General features: G+C 34.5%; 18 protein-coding genes and 2 tRNA genes. 11 read left to right on the top strand and 9 right to left on the bottom strand.

All coding sequences use genetic code 11. From position 1 onward, the window contains the following. Positions 1-115: 115 nt before the first annotated feature. Complete coding sequence (locus IC221_RS25585) at positions 116-451, bottom strand: hypothetical protein (RefSeq protein WP_188171671.1); 336 nt, start codon at positions 449-451, stop codon at positions 116-118. A gap of 286 nt (positions 452-737) precedes the next feature. Here IC221_RS25585 and IC221_RS25580 point away from each other — a divergent pair, with 286 nt between their 5' ends. The 3 genes from IC221_RS25580 (at position 738) to IC221_RS25570 (ending at position 5,013) form a co-directional block, all read left to right on the top strand. Next, positions 738-3,368: an OmpA family protein gene (locus IC221_RS25580; RefSeq protein ID WP_188171670.1), complete on the top strand. Its 2,631-nt coding sequence runs from the start codon at positions 738-740 to the stop codon at positions 3,366-3,368. 563 nt (positions 3,369-3,931) lie between these two features. Then, a complete protein-coding gene (locus tag IC221_RS25575; RefSeq protein WP_188171669.1) occupies positions 3,932-4,585 on the top strand; it encodes a hypothetical protein in 654 nt (217 codons plus the stop codon). 206 nt (positions 4,586-4,791) lie between these two features. Beyond that, a complete protein-coding gene (locus IC221_RS25570) occupies positions 4,792-5,013 on the top strand; it encodes a DUF2795 domain-containing protein (protein ID WP_044211605.1) in 222 nt (73 codons plus the stop codon). Positions 5,014-5,129: 116 nt separating this feature from the next. On the opposite strand, the gene IC221_RS25565 is transcribed toward IC221_RS25570, so the two are convergent. Continuing rightward, positions 5,130-5,798 (bottom strand): 2-C-methyl-D-erythritol 4-phosphate cytidylyltransferase, encoded by a 669-nt coding sequence (locus IC221_RS25565; protein ID WP_188171668.1) that lies wholly within the window; start codon positions 5,796-5,798, stop codon positions 5,130-5,132. A gap of 250 nt (positions 5,799-6,048) precedes the next feature. On the opposite strand from IC221_RS25565, the gene IC221_RS25560 reads away from it, so the two are divergent. Further along, positions 6,049-6,450 (top strand): response regulator, encoded by a 402-nt coding sequence (locus IC221_RS25560; RefSeq protein ID WP_188171667.1) that lies wholly within the window; start codon positions 6,049-6,051, stop codon positions 6,448-6,450. 13 nt (positions 6,451-6,463) lie between these two features. On the opposite strand, the gene gldD is transcribed toward IC221_RS25560, so the two are convergent. From gldD to IC221_RS25530, 6 genes are all read right to left on the bottom strand, one after another. Continuing rightward, positions 6,464-7,078, bottom strand: coding sequence for a gliding motility lipoprotein GldD (gldD, locus tag IC221_RS25555; RefSeq protein ID WP_188171666.1), 615 nt, complete (start codon positions 7,076-7,078; stop codon positions 6,464-6,466). A 23-nt stretch (positions 7,079-7,101) separates the two neighbouring features. Beyond that, on the bottom strand, positions 7,102-8,469 hold the full coding sequence (gene gldE, locus IC221_RS25550; protein WP_188171665.1) for a gliding motility-associated protein GldE: 1,368 nt from the start codon (positions 8,467-8,469) through the stop codon (positions 7,102-7,104). 26 nt (positions 8,470-8,495) lie between these two features. Further along, positions 8,496-8,984: a single-stranded DNA-binding protein gene (locus IC221_RS25545; protein WP_188171664.1), complete on the bottom strand. Its 489-nt coding sequence runs from the start codon at positions 8,982-8,984 to the stop codon at positions 8,496-8,498. Positions 8,985-9,074: 90 nt separating this feature from the next. Next, entirely contained in the window at positions 9,075-10,130 is a 1,056-nt protein-coding gene (gene mutY, locus IC221_RS25540) for an A/G-specific adenine glycosylase (RefSeq protein ID WP_188171663.1), read from the bottom strand. 2 nt (positions 10,131-10,132) lie between these two features. Next, positions 10,133-10,648, bottom strand: coding sequence for a DUF2062 domain-containing protein (locus tag IC221_RS25535; protein WP_188171662.1), 516 nt, complete (start codon positions 10,646-10,648; stop codon positions 10,133-10,135). Then, positions 10,636-11,259, bottom strand: a complete 624-nt coding sequence (locus IC221_RS25530) for a rhomboid family intramembrane serine protease (RefSeq protein ID WP_223241492.1) — start codon at positions 11,257-11,259, stop codon at positions 10,636-10,638. The genes IC221_RS25535 and IC221_RS25530 overlap by 13 nt, the downstream gene beginning before the upstream one ends. A 279-nt stretch (positions 11,260-11,538) precedes the next feature. Between IC221_RS25530 and IC221_RS25525 the strand changes: the two genes are divergently transcribed. From IC221_RS25525 to IC221_RS25510, 4 genes are all read left to right on the top strand, one after another. Then, a complete protein-coding gene (locus IC221_RS25525) occupies positions 11,539-12,267 on the top strand; it encodes a hypothetical protein (protein WP_188171661.1) in 729 nt (242 codons plus the stop codon). Next, complete coding sequence (locus IC221_RS25520; protein ID WP_188171660.1) at positions 12,267-13,301, top strand: hypothetical protein; 1,035 nt, start codon at positions 12,267-12,269, stop codon at positions 13,299-13,301. Before IC221_RS25525 ends, IC221_RS25520 begins: the two co-directional genes overlap by 1 nt. A 177-nt stretch (positions 13,302-13,478) precedes the next feature. Continuing rightward, positions 13,479-14,048 (top strand): 30S ribosomal protein S16, encoded by a 570-nt coding sequence (locus tag IC221_RS25515; protein ID WP_044211613.1) that lies wholly within the window; start codon positions 13,479-13,481, stop codon positions 14,046-14,048. A 253-nt stretch (positions 14,049-14,301) separates the two neighbouring features. After that, positions 14,302-14,715 (top strand): hypothetical protein, encoded by a 414-nt coding sequence (locus tag IC221_RS25510; RefSeq protein ID WP_188171659.1) that lies wholly within the window; start codon positions 14,302-14,304, stop codon positions 14,713-14,715. A gap of 109 nt (positions 14,716-14,824) precedes the next feature. Here IC221_RS25510 and ahcY read toward each other — a convergent pair whose 3' ends face one another. Continuing rightward, on the bottom strand, positions 14,825-16,135 hold the full coding sequence (gene ahcY / locus IC221_RS25505; RefSeq protein ID WP_188171685.1) for an adenosylhomocysteinase: 1,311 nt from the start codon (positions 16,133-16,135) through the stop codon (positions 14,825-14,827). A 327-nt stretch (positions 16,136-16,462) separates the two neighbouring features. On the opposite strand from ahcY, the gene IC221_RS25500 reads away from it, so the two are divergent. The 3 genes from IC221_RS25500 (at position 16,463) to IC221_RS25490 (ending at position 19,511) form a co-directional block, all read left to right on the top strand. Further along, positions 16,463-19,234, top strand: coding sequence for a serine hydrolase (locus IC221_RS25500; protein ID WP_188171658.1), 2,772 nt, complete (start codon positions 16,463-16,465; stop codon positions 19,232-19,234). A 105-nt stretch (positions 19,235-19,339) separates the two neighbouring features. Further along, positions 19,340-19,413, top strand: a tRNA-Arg gene (locus IC221_RS25495). A gap of 25 nt (positions 19,414-19,438) precedes the next feature. Then, positions 19,439-19,511, top strand: a tRNA-Arg gene (locus tag IC221_RS25490).

The following is a 19,511-nucleotide window of genomic DNA, read 5'->3' as shown; positions in this document are numbered from 1 at the left end:
CACCAAATACTCTATGCTCTGTTACAGTAAGGGTAAAAGATAAAATACCAGTCACAAAAAAAGCCCTTCATCTTTTTAAAGATAAAGGACTTCAATTTTTTTTTAAGTGTAATCACTAGATTGACTGACGCTTCGCGAGAAACGATCCAACCAATATGCCTAAAATTGGCATTAAAACACCTACAATACCATAGTACTTCAATGAAGTTTCTGATAATTCAATTAAGTCAGGTTCTACAGTAAAACCTAACATAGGTGCCACATAGTAAGTGATAGCTGTTCCTAGGCCAATTGCACCAAATACAAAGCCAAGAACTAAACAGAGCTTAACCATTCTAGCCAATGAATTGATAATTCTTTCTAAAAAGGATAGTCTCTCATCATTTTGAAATAAAGATAACAGTGAGGGTATAATTACCCCTACAACTGCTAGTAACGTTAATGTTCTCATAATACTCTATTCTAATTTGTTAGTAGCTGACTGATTTTAAAAAATGACGATAGTTATAACAATTGAAAAATGAATAACTAGATTGAAAATATAAGTATACTGTAAATTGTACACTTATAATCTATTGTCGTAAATTTACTTAAAAAAATTAAAAAAAAACATATATTGGTACTATTAAATTGAATTTAATGATTTTTTTTATCTTGAAAATAAGCAAATTAAAAAGTGCGGTATCGATACGGTACGATTTTGATGAATACTAAACCTAAAAAAACTATATTTTTAGATGCTTAAGAGAATACTACTGACCTTATTACTATTTCCTTTGCTTTGTAATGTCATAAAAGCACAGAACATTCATGAGGAAAATGCACTGCAAAAAATATTGGAAGGAAATATTGAAGGGGCAATCGTAGACCTCAGATTATCTCTAGAAAAAGACTCTAATGCTGTATTATCTCAATTTGCCTTAGCGAATCAATTATTTGAAAAAGTAGAAGCCGATGAAAAAAGAAATCGAGTAAATATCCGATTTGTAAATATGGACGGCTATTTCAAAGATTTTAAAGAGGCCTACGAATGGTCATTAATAGCATCTGAAAATTATAAGAAACTTACAGAAGAGGAGAAAAAAAGAATTAGACAATCCTTGTCAGTCACAAGTGATGAAGTCACCGGTTTTTTAACGTCAAGAATTCAATCTGAAGCTTTTGCTTACCTAAATCAAGCTCCTTATCGTAGACCTACGAATCAATTGTATAGAACGGAAGTGTATAATCGAATCATGGAAGGTGATACATTGATGGCATTGAGAGAAATTTTTATCACGCAATGTGGCAACTATATTGAAGATTACCCTAAGTCTCCTTATCTGCAAAAAGTAAATGAACTAAGAAAAGGTGTATTAAAAGAATACCTCACGAATACTACATTAAGGCAATACGGTGATAAGTCAGGACATATGTTTGAAAGGTATTGTCACGAAATCATAGAACTCTATTCAAAAGATGAACTCAAAAACATCATCCCCACCTATTATGGTAAGGAATATGGTTTCACAAAAGAAAATATGTATAAAGCAGAGGGATACAAAAAATTAAAATCCTTTGCAGAAAGTGAGAAACTAAGCATCATAGAGGTTTTATGCCAGCTTAATATTCATGATGGTGGTTGTCAGGTAGAGAATGAAGGTCTTTATGATCGATTTATTCATCACATGGCTCCAATGGATGTTGCTTTAATTGCCGTCAAAAAAATGACTGAACCATCATTTAAAGCACATGATTTTGAAGAGGTTCAAAATATTTACAAGAAATACAAACCTCTTTTTCCTGAACAACAAGACTATTTTGATAGAATACTTGAGCTGTTTACGAGAGAAGAAACTCCTCGTTATCTTGTTAACTTAGGTAATAATGTAAACACGGTAGCAAGAGAATATCAACCTGTAATCACCCTTGATGAGGAATATTTATATTTTGCACGCAAGACTGCCAAATCAGGCGAAGATGTTTATGTTTCTAAAAAAGATCATATAACGGGGCAATGGGGTTTTGCGGAAGAAGTTTTTGAGGTCAACACTGAATCACATGAAGTACCACTTGGGGTCAGTGGAGATGGACGAACATTATTATTATATGGTAATTACAGCAAAATAAAACGTTTTTCTTATGTCCGGAATACTGAAAGTCGTCTTGGAAAAGGAGACTTCTATTATTCTAAAAAAATGAAAGATGGAAAATGGAGTGCTGTCAATGTATTTAAGTATCCCATCAATACGCCTTATTATGAAGCAGGTTTAAGCCTATCATTGGATGGTGATCTTGCTTTTTTTACCTCTGATCGACCTGGAGGAATTGGAGGATACAATCCCAACTATCCTGATGATGGATTATATTTCCATGGTTCAGGAGAATTCAATACTGATATTTACGTATCTGTCAAAAAAGAAGACGGATCATGGGGAGAACCGATCAATCTTGGGGAAACGATCAACACTCCTTTTGCAGAGAAAAACCCTTACCTACATCCCGATAAAGAAACATTATACTTTTGTTCAGATGGACACCCAGGGCTAGGTGGTTATGATATTTTTATGTCAAAAAGATTAGATCCTGAACGTTGGGATAAGTGGAGTGAACCTGTAAACCTTGGTATTTCAGTCAATGGTGTAGATGATGATGCTTTTTATCTTACCTCTGTCGGTAACAAAGCACTTGTTGTATCTTCTAAAGCAAAAGAGAATTATGGCAGGGATGATATTTATGAGCTAGAAATTCCTGAAGCAGTAAGACCTATCCCCATGCTTTTTGCACATGGTAAAGTAGTCGACCCAGATGGTGAAGGGATACCTAACCTGTCCATCAAAATTGTTTCTGCTGAAGGTGAAGAAATCTTTAAAAGAAAAACAGCAGACAATGGTGAATTCCAAATTGCCGTTCCTCAAGATAAAGAATACCTTATTTATGTAGATGATGAAAACTATATTGGTAGTAGTGTAACTCTGACAGACGATCCTGACCATAACTTATTACTACAACCCATGGAAACGGTGGATCTAAAAGATGACTCTGAGGATGCTTCTTTCATTATGACAAGCCTCAACTTTGATACTAATTCATCCAGTATCAGAAGCGAATCTTTCTTCGATCTTGACCGATTAGCAGTGATGATGAATAGAAATGATCTTTGGATTTTAGTTATAGAAGGTCATACTGATAATGTGGATACAAAAGAGTATAACATAGAACTGTCAAAGGCAAGAGCAAACGCCGTGAAGCAATATCTCGTTGAAAAAGGAATTCATGAATCTAGGCTAGACGCCTATGGTTTTGGAGAAGAAAGACCTATTGATTCAAACACAACCAAGGAAGGTAGACAAGAAAATAGAAGGGTTGTTTTCACTATATTAAAATAAAAAAGGCACCTTAAAAAGTGCCTTATAGATAGTAGCAAGTTATTTTTTCATAGTAAAAAAGTAGCGATGAGTAAATAGCGATTAGGGTGAACAAACAACGTGTAAATATTTAATTATCTACACAAAAAATGTCATATAGAAAGTAACGAGTTAAAGTAGCAATGAGTATTTTCAATGCTTTGTATGATGTAAATTTAAGCCTATTTGATTATAATATTCAAGTTTATTAACATTTAAATTTACATTTATTTACATTTATCTGCTATTTATTTGATTTGCAGTAAGTTTGATTTTTTTGTATTTTTCTTAGAACAAACTATTTAGGTGAATTTTGTGTTAGAAGAAATAAAGTTGAAATCTTTAAAATCCTTTCAAAACGGCAAATTTAATGTGACAAAACATTAACTGTGTACAGTTTTTGAGTAGTTTTAAATATACTTTTTTTATATTAGTACGTTAATAACTCTACTTACTTTTTGTTGTTCGCTTAAATCTAAATTCTTTAATAAATACGTAAGTAGATCCTTCGAAACACTTTGCATAAAACTTGTTGATTTATCACCATGCAGACTATATTATATACTCTTTCCATTTTCTCTTTCATTCTATTTAGTTCTTTGGAAGATTTCTTTTCAGAAGATCAAAATGGTCGTCCTACTTTTACAGTAATCAAACAAGGAGTCCCTAAGTCATGTCCTCTAGGTGGATTACATCTTATAGAAGGGATAGTAAGATCTGCTAATTCTGAAGAATATATTGATGTATATATTTACTTACAGAATTACGATGGATCTTGGACAAAACAAGAATTCAAAAGAAAAGGTGGAGGAGTAGTGAAATTAGACTTGTCCTCTTGTAATTACACTGGTAACTATTATGCTTTGGCAGATTATGCTTATAACTCTGGTAAAAGAATGCCTAGTGTATCACAAGTCAAAGAAAAACACGAAAGCCAAGGCAAAAGTCCAAAGTTTCGTGTAACCGAAAAATTTCCTCTGAAAGAATGTGAGGAGGGTATTGTAGGCACTTACTTCAAGCAAGGCGAAGTGTTTACTCCTAAAGGAGAAAAAGTAGAAGTAACCATGTACTTACAAAAATCTGACGGTTCATGGAGAAAGAAACACTTCAGAAAAGTAGGTTCTGGCTTTATTCCGCTTGATGTAAAAGGATGTGATCTCAATGGGGTTTACAAATCAAGAATTGTGTATGTCAATTAAATGATTTTGCACTTTTATATCTTAAAATGTAACCTTTTTATTTGATTTAAGTAATTAGTGATATAAATTCTATTGTGAAATTGACAAATTGAAAAAAAAATGTATTTTCGCAAGAATTAATATTAACCTTGAAGTCAGAACACTTGCTGTTAGATTTGGGGTTTGATGCATTATCAATGTAAGACTTTAAAATAAAATATATTCATATGTATTGGACTTTAGAATTGGCTTCTTATTTAGAAGATGCGCCATGGCCGGCAACAAAAGATGAGCTAATTGATTATTCTGATCGTACTGGAGCTCCTGTTGAAGTAATTGAAAACCTTCAAGAACTTGAAGACGATGGAGAACCTTACGAAAGTATTGAAGAAATTTGGCCTGATTACCCTACAAAGGATGACTTCTTCTTTAACGAAGACGAATATTAATAACTAATACCTTGTTAAAAGCTTCTTAGCTTAGAGATATTATTAAAAATAAAGCTGACCTTGTAATAACAAAGTCAGCTTTATTGTTTTCAACAGATTCTATAATTGAGACAAACTTATTGGATTAATGCCTCTCCTATTTTTAAATCTTCTGGTGTTGTAATCTTAATATTTTCATAATTCCCTTCAAACAAATGCATAGCATTACCTGAAAACTCTGCTACGCTTGCATCATCTGTAAACGAAGGAACATATCCATTTTCAAATGCAGGGAAGATAATATCTCCTCTAAATGTTTGTGGTGTCTGTACCAATTTATACTCATCACGGTTCCCCATTTCATTCCCCTCTTCTGTCACTCTACGGATAGATTCTTTAATGGCTACAGTTGGAATAGCAGATCCGTATTGTTCAGCATCAACATAACTCTGATTAATCACACTGACATCTACAAGTGGTCTTACACCATCATGCACTGCAATTAAACAATCATCTTGATTTGGGATATATTGTAATGCGTTATCAACAGACTGAAACCTTGAGTCACCTCCAGTCACTACTTGGTGCTGAGTTGTAAAAGCATGTTGTTCTACTAAAGTTTCCCATGCAGGAATTTCATTTTTGGGTAACGCTACTATAATCTTAATGGAATGGTCAGCTTCTTTAAATTTATTGATGGTATGCATTAATATAGGTAGACCGTTTATTTCAATAAACTGCTTTGGAGTACTACTTTGCATTCGAGTACCTTTGCCTCCTGCTACTATAATGCTATATTTTTTCATCTTCTTTTATGTTCTATGTATTTATATGATTGAGTACTTATTACAAATAAAAGTTGTATTCTATTCTGATAAAAAAGAATCGTAGAAAGAATACACAAATATCACATACTGTTATAATTATTGTCTGACTAATTTTTGTAACTTAAGTAGTAGTACTTAAAGTTACTTTACTTCTCTCAAATTTTGAGTGTTAACCCAATTAAAAAACAATAAAGAGTACTGAATTTATATTGTACTAAACAGTATCGTCATGGAAGAAAACCTATTTAAAGTATACTTCGTAGAAGATAACCCCACTGAAACCATGTTAATGAGACTTGCCTTACAACAAATCAAAAATGTTGAGGTTACTTTTTTTAAAAACGGAACTGACTTATTACACAAATTTTCTGAATCTCCTTCTGATGTGGTAGTCGCTGACTTAATGCTTCCTGATTTTCATGGTCAAGAATTAATTTTTCAACTTAAAAAGATTGATAAAAAAGTAAAGGTCATTGTTATCTCAGCACAAGAAGATGTGGAGGTCATTGCTGAACTCCAAAATCAGGATATTTTTAACTATATCGTAAAAAGTGATGGATGTCTGAAATACCTTCAGAAAACCATTCAAGTCGCTTGTTTTTTAATCCAACACAAATATAATTTCAGCTAAGAGAAGCAGTGCACTATTTCTGCCACTCCAAAGTATTCATCATATGCAACATGTCCTTTTTGATGTATTCAATAACAGGGGCTAATGAATCATTTTGAGTTGAAGTTGGAAAATACAAAGCAGCTCTAAAAAAGTGCTGTGTAGAATCCGTTACAAAAAATTGGAATTGACTTGGAACATCACCTTCTATCTCATACATCACTGCTGAGTATCCTTTTTCAGTTGTAGTTGTGTATTCATCAATTGCAGACGCTCTAACATTGTGTTTAAATGTCAATGTGTTTGAGGTATTAATATAACCTACTAAAGAGTCATAATTAGGTAACTTTTTATACGAAATATCTACTATTGCATCTAATGACGGGTACTGTACTTCAATCCAATACGGTTCAGACATAAAGGACTCGTCCGGTTTAATGATCGCATTAGAAGCTACCTCAAATAAATAAGGATAATCTTTTAATTCATCTTTACTGAACTCATCAATATTATATTCCTGATCCGGTAACTCAATTCTATGAAAACCTCTTGGCTTAGGGAAGTAAGCCTCTTCTGCTGTGGAACCACAACTGTAAGCTAATATGCTTAATAGAAGCGGTACTATTACTAGTTTAAAAAATGATCTCATAACAGTGTTAAAAAGTAGGTTTGTTAATTATCTTCCTCATTAAACTCCTCTTGAAGTCTTTTAATGTGTTCTTCATCGTGGAATCGCACATGGACCGTCTTTATTCTTTTCTTGTCCACTGCTTTAATCGTAAATGTGATGCCTTTGTATTCTACTTCTTTGCCAGTTGATGGCATTTCCTGTAACAATTCCAGCATCAACCCCCCCAAAGATTCCGACTCACCTTTTACTTTATCAAAATAATCTGGATCAAGAAGTACCATCCTTTCAAAATCGATCAAAGAAGTTTTTCCATCAAAGATAAATGATGCATCCTCACTCTGGAAGTTTTCAAGCAAATCTGCGTCAAACTCATCATTGATCTCTCCTACTATTTCCTCAATAATATCTTCTAAAGTCACCAAGCCTGTTGTTCCTCCATATTCATCCACAATAATGGCCATGTGTACTCTTCTTTCCTGAAAATCTCGAAGAAGTTCATCAATTTTCTTTGATTCAGGCACATAGTAAATGTCTTTACGTACAATACGCTGCCATTCAAAATGTTCATTTTTATCTAAATAAGGAAGAAGGTCTTTGATGTATAATACTCCAAAAAGGGAATCAATAGTATCTATATAAACAGGTAATCTTGAAAAGCGTGACTTGTTGATATTATCCATTAATTCATGGAAATTGATCGACTTGTCCAAAGCATTCATGTCCGTTCTTGAAACCATGATCTGCTTTACTGTTTTTGAACCAAAACGTATGATACCTTTCAACATTTCCGTTGCTTTATCATCTGATTGATCGGTAGCGAGGTTTACTGCTTGGTCAATTTCCTGAACAGAGACTTCTAGGTTATAGTTTCTTTTAGCTAAAGCCTTCTCCATGTAATTACCCATACTTGTTAGCATAAAGGCAAAAGGCTTGAATATTTTAATCGCTACGACCCAAAAGACCACCATCTTTTTGGCGAAAAGTAGGCTGTTGTTTGTGGCATAAATTTTTGGTACGATTTCACCAATGAAGACTACTAATGCTGTCACTACAAATGTCAGAGAAACAAAAATTTCTATGCCATCTCTTGGAACATTAACTTGATCTGCAATTTGCCATGCAATAAAAGTGGAGATCATGACCACGGCAACATTTACAAAATTATTACAGATCAGAATGGTGGCTAAAAGCTCTTGCGGCTTTTGTAAAAGAGCAAAAACACTCTTGCCAATATTGTCATCGCCTTCACGACACGCTTTAACTTGATCAGCAGTTAAGGAGAAAAATGCGACTTCTGAACCTGATATCAAGCCAGAAGTAATGAGTAAAAGCACCACTATTAGCGTTGGTCCCAATGGTATTTCACTGAGCATAAACCCTAATAGTGGTATTAAAGGATCACCTTCCATGTATATTTCTTAAAATCAAAAATCTATTAGAAAGGTAGGTCGTCGTTGCTACCTTCCGTTGAACTTAAATCAGGAGTCGGTGTCGCAGCAACATTTGAACTTGGAGCAGATGGAGTAGCTGTAGCAGCAGCGGATGGTGCGTCTGCAGCAGTTGGAGGAACATAACCTCCGCCTTCTTGTCCTTCTGGTCTATTATCAAGCATTACCATATCTCTAGCTACAACTTCTGTAGCATAGCGAGTGATACCGTCTTTTTCATAACTACGAGTAGTCAATTTACCCTCAAGATAAACTTTACTACCTTTCTTTAAATATCTTTCAGCGATAGTAGCCAAACCTCTCCACATTACAACATTATGCCACTCTGTTTGGCTTTGTCTGTTCCCGTCTCTATCTGTATAGTTTTCAGTTGTTGCAAGAGAGAATGTAGCAACGCTAACACCTCCTTCAAGGTGTCTTACTTCTGGGTCTCTACCTAAGTTACCTACTAATATGACTTTATTTACTCCGGCCATTTTTGTTTTTAAATTTCGATAATAATAAAATATGAATCATTAAGTATAATGATGTAAAATGTGAAGATTTTCTTCTAAACAACAAAATACTTAATAAATATATTTCGACAAATAATTCTCTATGATAATCGGTTTTCCGATGGCTTTTATGGTATCAATATCGTACCATTTATAATCAAACTGACCATTTGACAGCTCAATTTCATCTTCTAAAATGATATGATAAAAATCGATATATAATCTCTGGTGAGAAAGAATATGTTTATGCGATTCAGACTTTTGATAATGAATTGGAAATGAAAACACTAAAGACGTCTGCTCTCGTAATTGTTCTTTATCCAAAGCATTTACTTGTTCCGAATTATGGATTAATGGAAAGTCATAAAGGCCATTCCAGATCCCTTTTCCTTCTCTTTTTTTCATGACAAACTTCCCTTTGTGCTCCACAACAAGGTATTGGTAATAATGATCTGTTACCTTTACTTTTTTGAGTTTTACAGGAAGGCTCCCAATGCTATCATTTTCCCTTGCCAAACATTGTTGTACAAATGGGCAGGGTTCACATTTTGGGCTTTTAGGGACGCATTGAATTGCCCCCATTTCCATTAAAGCCTGATTGAAAATATCTGGTGTGGTTTCTGAAATCAAATCATTGGCTACTTCAGAAAAAACTTTCTGCCCTTTTCCTGAAGCAATATCTTCATTGATGCCGAATACTCTTGATAACACTCTGTAAACGTTACCATCTACAGTAGCTACTTTTTCTTTAAAAGCAAAGGAAGCTATTGCAGCTGCAGTATATTTGCCAACGCCTTTCAGTGTCAATAAGTCCTTATAATTGTTTGGAAATTCTCCACCCCATTGCTCCATAACTTCATTGGCCGCCTTGTGCATATTCCTAGCTCTAGAATAATAGCCTAAGCCCTGCCACAAATGAAGAATCTTATCAATATCAGCTTCTGCAAAAGCTTGTACCGTTGGAAAGTTTTCAAGAAACTTCTCATAGTAGGGTAACCCTTGCTGAACTCTAGTTTGTTGTAAAATTATTTCTGAAAGCCAAATCTTATAAGGATCATTGGTATGCCTCCAAGGGAGATCTCTTTTGTTTTGCTCATACCAATTGATAAGCTGCGTTGAAAAGTCCATTGTTATTGTTCTGCCTTTTCAAGATGTTGCATTCTTGTCAACATCTTACTAAATATTTTTTCTAAAACGAATTGTATGGGATATACTAAAATCACCGCTACAACTAGCCAAGCAGCTCCACCTTGAAGCATCAAAACACCTATTTCTTTTAACCCTTCTATCAAGCCTGCTTCTATACTTGCTTGTAATTTTTCAAAGGTGACCCCTTCCGCTTTTTTCCCAAACCAAGAAGATCCTAATTCTATATAAGGTACAATTAAAATCACCTGTAAGGGATAAACGACATAGTTAGCGATTTGTATTGCCAACTGATTTAAGCGAAAAACGGAAGCAGCAATCAGACAAATCCATGTACAAAAACCCAATAAAGGTGATGAACCAATCAATAATCCCACGGCAAAACTCCAAGCTAACTTTGAAGGTGTCAATCCTTGCCTCAATAGGGTGCGTAGAGGTACTAATATTCGATGGGTGATTGTGTGTTTGACAGAAAGACGGATTTTTTCTAAAAACTCCATGAAGCAATTTGACTGATAAAGTTAGGTACTGAAGAAGGCTCAATTGCAATGGCATATACAATACCAAACAATGCACCATACAAGTGGGCTGAATGATTGATATTACTATCTATATTATTGGTTTGATATTGTGTATAAATCAAATAAATAGCCCCCCAGATAAATCCTGGAAAACATAATACACCATATAAACAAATATCATTCATTGGAGAATACATAATACTCGCAAAAATGATCGCTGATACACCACCAGATGCTCCTAGTGACCTGTAATTATAATTATTTCTATTCTTAATATAAGTTGGTATATCGGCAACAACTGCTCCCAATATAAATAACCCGAAATAGGCAATAGTAGCTAACGTTGCGTCACCTAATAAATAGTGAAACCAAGCATCTATACTTCTACCAAAAAAGTAGAGCGTAAACATATTGAAAAAGAGATGCATCCAACTTCCATGTACAAATGCAGAAGAAACAAAACGGTACCATTGATTTTGTTTTTGCACCATATACGGCTGCATCATCATTTTATTCAACACATCAGGTTTTTGCCAAGCATAGTAACTGATACCAACATTTAATATGATAAGAATTATGGTGAGACTCATGTTTATATTTTTTTCTACAAAATTAGTAATGAGATACAACTATTACTATTAATATAAGTAAAAAAAATCAAGATAAATTACATTTGATGACATTGATTTAGACCAATATAAATTGTATTATTGAGTGATTTTTTGAGCTTATTACTTTTACGTGACTTCTTATTATTTTCTAGAGCACTACTATTGTATGATTTAAATGCATTCTATTTTTTCTAGCAGTCTATTGAATAATAGCGTAGGTACTAAGCTATTTTTTTATTATTTAAATTTAAGTATAAGATGAAATTTTTATTCCTGTATGTGCCATTATTATTATTGGTCTTTACTGTACAGACTGTTCACGCACAAGATGTTTTAGTACTACACGATGGAGATGAAATTGAAGCCAAAATCATCACGGTCTCTAAAAAAGAAGTAGAATACAAAGAATTTGATAATCAAAAAGGGCCAAGTTTCACAATCGAGAAGAAAAAAATTTACCTCATCAAGTATGAAGATGGTAAGAAGGAATTTTTCAATGAAAAAAATATGCCGAGTTCTAAAAAGTTAACTATCGGGCTTGGTATTGGTTTTGGTCGTGGTAAAACCTATGAAGGAGACGAATCTTCAAGATCTATATCGAGTTTTATTAACCTTTACTACAACATAACCAATAGATGGTCTGTAGGTATTGAGTACCAAACTTTGGCTGGTATGAATTTAGACTACCCACTTACGCAAACATCTTTAAAAGGAAAATATTTTTTGGGTACAGACAAAATAAGACCTCATGTGGGGCTAGGTATTGGAATGTACAACATCGAATATACCGACTATAAATCCATGATCGGTTTTTCACCAGAGGTAGGTATGAATTTTTCGTTTTTTCAGATAGCTGCAAACTACCACTTCTTGCCTTCTAAAGAGTTCACAGAAATTGAAGAGTTCAATAATACAACGAACATTACAAAATTTTCACCTTCAGTATTTGAGGTGAAATTTACTGCCAACATCAACTTCATTAAATAATGAAAAATTACTTATTATTGATAGGTTTGATATGCTATTGTAGCACATTAAAAGCACAATACATACCCACACAAAAGGCTCCAGATACAAAAAAAACACATAAGGAATATCAACAGAAGATTGAAGATCTTAAGAGTAGAACTACAATTTTTGTAATGCCGAACTATATTGAACCTCAACATTATCATGATATTCTAAAAGAATATTGGACTTTTAATAAGTTCAAAGTTATTCCTGCAGAATCCTACAATTGTGAACAATATATTTCAGATGAATATGTCGTTTTTGATTTGGTTCTAGAAACTATAACAAGAGTAGATCAAACGACGAGAGCACAACAAGTAGTGGGGGTATATCCGGAATTGATGTTAAGAACTTTTGATCCAAGATTAAAAGGGGTACTTAAAAAGATAAGAAGCAAAAATTATAAGACATCAAAAAAAAATGAAAGAATAAATGATGCTTATAATTCATATCATACCCCATGGGTTAAAATCTTTATGAGTATAGAGGGTGATGTAAATTATTTTGATAGAGACCTAATATCCACTCTGTATCAAAAGGATATTATGGTCAATTTTTCATTAGGTCACTTTAAAAATTATATACAGAAACTGAATAAGGATTTAGAGAACTATCAATTATTTACAAGATCAAGAATACCTGAAATATCAATAGTATCGAAAGAAATGGTACAGCTGATAGATCACACTTTATATGTACATGATTATTTAGGAGCCAATAAAAAAGGAATATCAGGCGAAGAACATATCAAAGACCTTTTTGAAGATTATAGATATGATTATGATATTGTAAGTAAGAAAGAATTAGAAGCTGCAATTCTTGACAACAAACCAATGTATTATATCACATTTACGAATTACTTATCGAAAGAAAAGTGTATCACTATTACAAATGGGCAAACTGGAAAAGTAGTTTTTAGACATCTTGTTCCTGGAATGGTCACTTCTTCTGATTATCTGAAAAAGAAACATATTAAAGATATTATCAATGAATTACCTAAAAAGCAATAGTTCAATAATAGTTTTTCACGGTTGATAAAGGTTTATTATTGTTTATTTTCTTTTTTAGGTGGTAGAATTCAGCAAGTTATATTATATTTGCACCGCTTTAAGGGGAACGTGTTTCCTCAATGTTTAACTGTGTCATAAAGGACGAGCTCCTTTCCAACACACAAATTGCTTAAAAAAATGGCAGTAAAAATCCGTTTGGCACGTCGTGGCCGTAAGAGAAGACCTATTTACAACGTAGTAGTAGCAGACGCTAGAGCTCCACGTGACGGTCGTTTCATCGAGAAATTAGGTACTTTTAACCCTAACACTGATCCTGCAACTATCGATATCGATCCTGCAGCTGCAGCTAAGTGGTTATTAGATGGTGCTCAACCAACTGATACAGCTCGTATGGTTCTTTCTAAAGCTGGTGCGATGTACAAGAAACACCTTCAAGTTGGTGTTATCAAAGGTGCAAAAACACAAGAAGAGGCAGATCAATTATTTGACGCTTGGATGTCAGAAAGATCTTCTGCTTATGCTGCTGATTTAGAAGCTAAGAAAGCTGCTGCTGAAGCTGCTGTTAAAGCTGAATTAGAAGCAGGTATTGCTGCTCGTAAGGCTGCTGAAGAAGCTGAGAAAAAGGCTGAAGCTGAAGCTCTTGCTGCTGCTGCCGCTGCTGAAGCTGCAAAAAAAGCTGAAGAAGCTGCTGAAGAGGCTCCTGCAGAGGACGCTTCAGAAGAGTCAACTGAAGAAGCTGCTGAGTAATCCCAGCACAAATCTTAAGTCGAAGGTGAATACCGTTGTATTTACCCCGTAAACTAGGTTTATTGTAAGCCCCAAATCGAAAATATATAGTCCTACTCCTCCCAAGAGTAGGACTTTTTTATTGCTAAATAAAAATAACAGCCCTGCTACTTCAACAAATAAATCTTAAAAAGAAGACCATTACCCAACTCGGCTTCAACACATTACGTAACCAACCTCTAACACACCAATCTTTATTAATTAACACTAAAAAATGGAAAGGCATATAACAGTTGTCGTTCTAGCTTCTATTTTCATGCTCATCACCCTATTATATGGAAAATATGGTCAGGAAAACTATGTGATGAAAGTCAACAACCCCGAATACTTAGAAGAAGCCTTAACAATGGCTGATTCATTGAGTGACAATAAAGAGATCAACCTCCATCAAGCAGAATTAATCATCTGCGGTGAAGCTGTAAAGTCTCTATTTGATGACGCAGATACCATGAAACTGCTAGAAGACATCAACTCTGATCAGGTACAGCTTACTTTATGCAAAGGGTCTATCGAAAAACATAAGATCAATTTGGAGGATTTCTCATTTCCTGTAAATGTGATTCATGACAGCAAAAAGCGGTATGAAAAATTACAGCATGTTGGATATCAAGAAATAGAATTTTTATAAAAAAGAACCTCTTCCATTACTTTTGGAAGAGGTTCCTGTTCAATAAAAAAAGCTAGCCCAAATGAATGGACTAGCTTAATATTTTATTCAGATAAAGTCTGATTAAATCTTAGTAACGGTAATGCTCCACTTTGTAAGGACCTTCTACTTTTACACCGATATAACTTGCTTGATCTTCTGAAAGTGTCTCTAATTCAACACCGATCTTCGCTAAATGAAGTCTTGCTACTTTCTCATCTAAGTGCTTAGGTAACATGTAAACTTTATTTTCGTACTGATCAGTATTTTGCCATAACTCTAGTTGAGCTAAAGTTTGGTTAGTGAATGAGTTAGACATTACAAACGAAGGGTGGCCTGTTGCACAACCTAAGTTTACTAATCTACCTTCCGCTAAAATGATCACATCGTTTCCTGAAGCAACAGTGTACTTGTCTACTTGAGGTTTGATGTTCACTTTAGTATCACCATACGTCTCGTTTAACCAAGCCATATCGATTTCGTTGTCGAAGTGACCGATGTTACAAACGATAGCTTTATCTTTTACTTTCTCGAAGTGACGACCTACTACGATGTCTTTGTTACCAGTTGTAGTAACAACGATATCACCTTCTAAGATAGCGTCATCCATTTTCTTCACTTCAAAACCGTCCATTGCCGCTTGTAAAGCACAGATTGGATCGATTTCAGTAACGATAACACGAGCACCTGCACCTCTTAATGAAGCAGCAGAACCTTTACCTACATCACCGTAACCAGCAACAACTGCTACTTTACCAGCAATCATTACGTCAGTAGCACGACGGATACCGTCTACTAAAGATTCTTTACATCCGTATTTGTTATCAAACTTAGACTTTGTTACTGAGTCATTAATGTTGATCGCAGGGATTGGTAAAGTACCATTTTTCTCACGGTCGTGTAATCTTAATACACCTGTAGTCGTTTCTTCCGAAAGACCTTTGATACCACTTACTAATTCAGGGTAACGATCGAAAACCATATTTGTAAGGTCTCCACCATCATCCAAGATCATGTTTAGAGGCTTACCGTCTTCGAAAGCGTGTAAAGTTTGCTCAATACACCAATCAAACTCTTCCTCAGTTAAACCTTTCCAAGCATAAACTGGAATACCAGCTGCTGCGATTGCTGCTGCTGCTTGATCTTGAGTTGAGAAAATGTTACATGATGACCATGTAACCTCAGCACCTAATTCAATAAGAGTTTCAATTAGAACAGCTGTTTGTATCGTCATGTGAAGACATCCAGCAATTCTAGCTCCTTTCAATGGTTTTGAAGGACCAAACTCTTCTCTTAAAGACATTAAACCTGGCATTTCTGCTTCTGCCAATTCAATTTCTTTTCTTCCCCAGTCAGCTAAAGAAATATCTTTAACCTTATATTTAACTGTTGTACTTTCCACTTGTAAATTATTTTTGATTTCTGATTGCAAATCTAACACATTTTTATGATTTAAATTGATACTTAGTTAAATAGTATCTTCTTAACACTAGTTTTGAGCGATTTTGTTTATTAAATACAACTATTTTTTTCAAAGAATTAGAGATTCATTTAATTTTATAGATGTATCATGTAAATTTCGATACGGAATTAAAATGCTACTATTGTAACAAACAGATTTGTAGTTTTTTTGGTTTTTTATATACGACTTCTTTTACACTATTGTGTAACCTTATCAGTACGAATGATTCAGAGTAACAAAATATATATTCTATCTACCTTAATCTTGATGTGCAATTTTTCTTTATCGAATATTTCTTTCGGTGCGGAAAAGGACAGCCTATTCAATCAACTTACCTTAGAACAGAAAATCGGACAACTTATTTTTGCCCTGCCCCAACAAAATGACAAAGAGATTAAGGCATTAGGAAGGGAAAATAAATTAGGAGGTGTGGTATTTGACAAATACTGCTCAAAAAACACTTACACCTATTTCAATAACTTAAACAAGCTTCCTAACAAAGTACCTGTACTTTTAGGAACAAGGTCTCAAGAGGCCATACACTGCTTGGATAACAACTATACAATCTTACCAGACAAATTTCATCTTAGTGCTATTGGAAGCAATATTTTCACATACAATACCTACAATGAAATTGGCAAAATCAACAAGAAATTAAATATCGATTTTTTCTTAGCTGAAACATTATCCATACAGCATCACAATAGTTCTAAACTCTATGGTTTTGGAAGTGACCCCAATAATGTACTTGAAAAAAATCACGCAGCATTAAAAGGGCTTCATCAATCTGAAATATTGACGGGCACAACTCTACCTGTCGCTTCAGATTTTCATGAAACGCTCAACAGTAATGAACAGCAAATCTTAAAACAACTGCTCAAAGACAGCTTAAATATTATTACGCCGTCTGAAGTGTTGTTTGAAGTATCATTGTTCAATACTTCCTTTATTCATTTTGTAAAAGATTCTCTTTCGTTTGATGGATTGATCTTTACGGGTGATTTATCGGCAGGGGCAAGTATACAAACCACACAAAGAAATGCTATTGAAGCTTTAAAACGAGGACATGATGCTTTGGTACTTTCTGATCACCACCTTGAAGTCATTAAAGCCATTAAAAGTGCTGTAAGACAGGGTACTTTAGCCATGGAAATTATTGATGAACATTTTCAGAAAATCAAGAAGTATAAAATAGAAAAAGATACTCACATTATTGAGTATTCTAATCCTCATGAATTAGATGCGATTGGCTCAGAAACCTATGAGAAATCTGTCACTGTACTTTCTAACCTTGATAGCATTATACCTCTACCCAGTCTTAATACAAAGAAATATCAACTGATCAGTATCGGCACTCGAAAAACAGAAGACGTATTTGCCAATACCATGAAGATGTTTATTGATTATGATTATCATCAAATTGAACATTCTAGTTTTTCAACAGCTCAAGTCAACTTACTTTTAGAAACCTGTGCCAAAAAAGATATTGTTCTCATCAATATTATATGTCACCAAGAAAACTCTAAACACCGATTTGGGGTAAGTTACGCTACCGAACAACTTATTGAACAATTACAACAGAAAACCGATGTGATTGTAGTTTTAAGTGGTCAGCCTAATGGTTTAAAATACCTTTCGAATACAAAAAATTTAGTCCTCAACTACTCCACTACTCCTTACGCACAAAAAGCAAATGCACAAGTGATTGCAGGGGCATTGGCAGCAAATGGAAAATTGCCTGTAAGTATTACTGATCGCTTTTTGGTCAATACAGGAGAGAAAATCAAAAACTTTGGAAGATTAGGTTATGGAAAACCGGAACAAGTAGGTCTGGACGGTGAAGTTTTAAGTCATTTGATAGACAGTATTGCCAATCAGGCCATCTTTATGGAAGCCACTCCAGGTTGTCAAGTTGTGGTGGCAAAGAATGGAAAAATTGTTTTCGAAAAATCATATGGTTATTTCACCTATGAAAAAGAGGTTCCTGTCACTAATCAAACCGTTTATGATATTGCCTCGGTTACAAAAGTGGCCTCTACTACCCAAGCTTTAATGATGCTTGATTATAAGGATAGCATCAACGTAAACAGCAGACTAAAAGAATATCTTCCTGAAACAGACTCTACCAATAAAGGAAATATCCGATTGATTCAATTTCTTACACATACTGCACCGCTAAGAGGAGGTTATTACTTTTGGGGACATGCTTATGATAAGGAAACTAAGAAATACAATCCTACTTATTTGAGTCAGATTAAAAAAGATGGATTCTCTGTACAAGTCACTCCTGATTTATTTGCGACAGATAGTATCAAAGATACCATGTGGAAATGGTTGCTAGAATCTCCTATTTCTACCAGAAGAAAATATACTTCTGAAATCTACAGGTACTGGTACAGTGATTTGGGGTATTATTTCCTGCAAAGAGTCATAGAAAGCAAAACGCGTATGCCTTTGGATCAATTTGTACAGGATAGTCTTTACAATCCATTAGGAACAAGAACATTGGGTTATTTGCCTTTAAAGAGAGTGAATATATCTAGAATTCCGCCTACTGAAATGGACATCAACTACCGACAGTCTTTAATCAAAGGATACGTTCATGATCCTTCAGCAGACTTGATGGGAGGTGTTGGTGGACATGCAGGTGTTTTCTCCAATGCTCACGACCTTGCTATTTTAATGCAAATGAACCTTCAAAATGGTTCTTATGGAGAAAGAAGATACTTTGATCAAGCGACTCTCAATAAGTACAACCGTCAGCCCTACTTACATTTCAAAAATAGAAGAGGTTTGGGATGGGATAAGCCTCCTAAAAAAGGAGACACTGGCAATACGGCACCTGAAGCTCCAAAAGCTACATTTGGACATACCGGTTTTACGGGTACATGTGCTTGGGTAGATCCCGATAATCAAATTGTATACGTCTTTCTATCCAACAGAGTGTACCCTACAGCAAGAAATAACAAATTAGCCAAAGAAAATATTAGAGAGAATATTCAGTCTGCGATCTACAAAGCAATGGAAACGAGCAGATAAAATAAAATATTGACGTTTATTATTAATATAATACGCTCAATAATTTGGTTTGTAAAAAATATCTCTCTACTTTTGCATCGCTTTAAAGGAAAAAGCACCTCAAATGGCTCCGTAGCTCAACTGAATAGAGCATCACATTACGGCTGTGAAGGTTCCAGGTTTGAATCCTGGCGGGGTCACAATCTTTTTCCTAGAGAGCAAAATGGCTCCGTAGCTCAACTGAATAGAGCATCACATTACGGCTGTGAAGGTTCCAGGTTTGAATCCTGGCGGGGTC

This window comes from Flammeovirga sp. EKP202 (genome assembly GCF_014534745.1).
Classification (GTDB): domain Bacteria; phylum Bacteroidota; class Bacteroidia; order Cytophagales; family Flammeovirgaceae; genus Flammeovirga.
Note: the sequence above shows the minus strand (reverse complement) of the source record. Positions and strands in the feature narration are given on the sequence as shown.